This window comes from Ruegeria sp. AG1 (genome assembly GCF_056541705.1).
In genome coordinates this window covers 1-590 of the sequence record NZ_JBQFYU010000038.1, presented here as the reverse complement: position 1 = coordinate 590, position 590 = coordinate 1, and the positions used below count along the sequence as shown (strand labels likewise).

Annotated in this window: 1 protein-coding gene; it reads right to left on the bottom strand. The window is 62.2% G+C overall.

Translation table 11 applies throughout. From position 1 onward, the window contains the following. Positions 1 to 590 (bottom strand): PLP-dependent aminotransferase family protein (locus tag ACR0B5_RS22875; RefSeq protein ID WP_480543695.1); only part of this gene is annotated, 590 nt, incomplete at both ends.

Sequence of the window (590 nt, the reverse complement as noted above, 5' to 3'; positions counted from 1 at the left end):
TCGCCTGCGGCCACCAGACCGGCGAAATGCGCCATGTCCACGTGCAAGTAGGCCCCGACCATGTCGGCGATCTCGCGCATGCGGGCAAAGTCGATCTGACGCGGGATGGCCGAGCCGCCTGCGATGATCAGCTTGGGCTGGTGCTCTTTTGCCAGCGCCTCAACCTGATCATAGTCCAGCATGTTGTCTTCTTTGCGCACGCCGTATTGCACGGCGTTGAACCACTTGCCCGACTGGTTCGGGCGGGCACCGTGGGTCAGGTGACCACCGGCATCCAGCGACATACCCAGAATGGTGTCACCGGGCTGGATCAGCGCCTGGAAAACACCCTGGTTCGCCTGGCTGCCCGAGTTCGGCTGCACGTTGGCAAAGCCACAACCAAACAGCTCTTTCGCGCGGTCGATGGCCAGGTTTTCGGCGATATCGACGAACTGGCAGCCGCCATAGTAACGACGACCGGGGTAGCCTTCGGCGTATTTGTTGGTCATCACCGAGCCCTGCGCTTCCATCACGGCGGCAGAGACGATGTTTTCCGACGCGATCAGCTCGATCTCGTCGCGCTGACGGCCCAGCTCGGACGTGATCGAGCC